Annotated in this window: 2 protein-coding genes; one reads left to right on the top strand and one right to left on the bottom strand. The window is 61.4% G+C overall.

The features are described 5' to 3' along the window. A partial coding sequence (locus EOA86_RS33555; protein WP_164892280.1) for a glycosyltransferase family 2 protein occupies positions 1-1,015 on the bottom strand: 1,015 nt, incomplete at its 3' end. A gap of 335 nt (positions 1,016-1,350) precedes the next feature. Here EOA86_RS33555 and EOA86_RS33550 point away from each other — a divergent pair. Then, positions 1,351-1,704: DNA gyrase modulator (locus EOA86_RS33550; RefSeq protein WP_281035725.1), on the top strand; the 354-nt coding region annotated here is incomplete at its 3' end.

Below are 1,704 nucleotides of genomic sequence, written 5' to 3'. Positions count from 1 at the left end.
GAGACAGGCTATCACCGGGGGTGGCAGCACGCACTGCCGTGTCGAAGCCGGCGACCCGATCGATCACGTAAAGCGGACGGCGTTTGACCTCGGCGTGGATACCGCCGACATAGAGCCCGACCACGCCGGTCATGAAAAGATTGATGCCGCAAAGGAGCGACACGATCACCACAGTGGATGTCCAGCCGGCAATGATGCCGGTTTCAAAAATCCAGGCGAAGATGGCGAAGGTACCGAACACCAGCGCAAGCGCGGAGATGGCCAATCCGCCCCACAGCGCCATGCGCAGCGGCTTCTCGGAGAAGCTGACGATGCCGTGAACGGCAAGGTGCATCATCTTCCAGAATGGGTATTTGGTCTGGCCAAGGGTCCGCGCCGGGCGTTCGAAAGGCACCGCCGTCTGCTTGAACCCCATCCAGGCGAACATGCCCCTGACGAAACGATCATGTTCGGGCATTTGCTTGAAGGTTTCCAGAGCCTTGCGCCCGACCAGGCGAAAATCGCCGACGTCGCGCGGGATGTCGACCGACGTCATCTTCTCCAGCAGGCGGTAGAAGAGACTCGCCGTCAAGCGCTTGAACCAGGATTCGCCCTCACGCTTGACACGGCGGGCATAGACGATCTCGAAGCCTTCCTTCCACTTCGCCACCAGATCGAGAACCACCTCCGGCGGGTCTTGCAGGTCGGCATCCATGACGATGACGGCATCACCCGCAGCCGCGTCCATGCCGGCCGTGATCGCGACCTGGTGGCCGAAATTGCGGGAAAGCTCGATCAGCCGGAAGCGCGGCTCGACGGCGACGACGTTCCGAAGGTATTCGACGCTTCCATCGATGCTTCCGTCATCGACGAAAATCGCCTCAGCCTCGCCGTCCAACCGGCAGATCAGCGAACTGATCCGCTCGATCAGTCGAGGCAGCACCTGTTCTTCATTGTATATGGGGAGGACCAGCGAGTACCGCGGCGGCGACACGTTCACCGCAGTCCTGATGCTTTGGATCACAGAGTCTCGCATGCGATTGAAAATGGAACGCAAGCTACAAAGTTCCAAGGACACACAAGAAATCGCTAAATTTAGCGGTTTCGGGCAGGTGCCGATCATGAGTGGAAAGGACAAAGGCGTTACCGCAATCGCACGTCCGCATATGGTCGGAGAACGGCGTCAAAGGGCCATCGGCCAGTCCGAAATCGCTGCGAAGCAGCCTTTGAGGACCCGCTCCGATCATGCCGCTTAAAGCCGAGTGTCTGCTGGCCGATCTATCCTGCTTGCCACTTCTGCCATTGCACAAGCCACATCGGAACAATAGATGGTGCGGAGCGGCCGCCCGGCGGGAAAACAGGACTATGCACATGACCGATACGCTGGACTCAGCGAAATTGACCGACCGCGTCGCGGCCCTGGTCGAGGCTGCCAAACGGGCCGGCGCCGACGCCGCCGACGCGGTTGCGGTGCGCGGCCGTTCGACCGGCGTGTCGGTGCGGCTTGGCAAGGTCGAGGGCACCGAGGCTTCCGAGAGCGAGGATGTTTCGCTACGCGTCTTCGTCGGCAAGCGGGTGGCGAGCGTCTCGGCAACCGCTGCCTCCGACCCGAAAGCGCTAGCCGAGCGCGCCGTGGCGATGGCGAAAGTCTCGCCGGAAGATCCCTATCAGGGCCTCGCCGATCCGGCCTTGCTGGTCAAGAAGCCGCGCGACCTCGATCTGTTC

The sequence above is a fragment of the Mesorhizobium sp. M5C.F.Ca.IN.020.32.2.1 genome (genome assembly GCF_004023105.1).
GTDB lineage: Bacteria > Pseudomonadota > Alphaproteobacteria > Rhizobiales > Rhizobiaceae > Mesorhizobium > Mesorhizobium wenxiniae.
The sequence above is the reverse complement of the archived record's forward strand: the minus strand, read 5'-3'. Positions and strand labels throughout refer to the sequence as shown.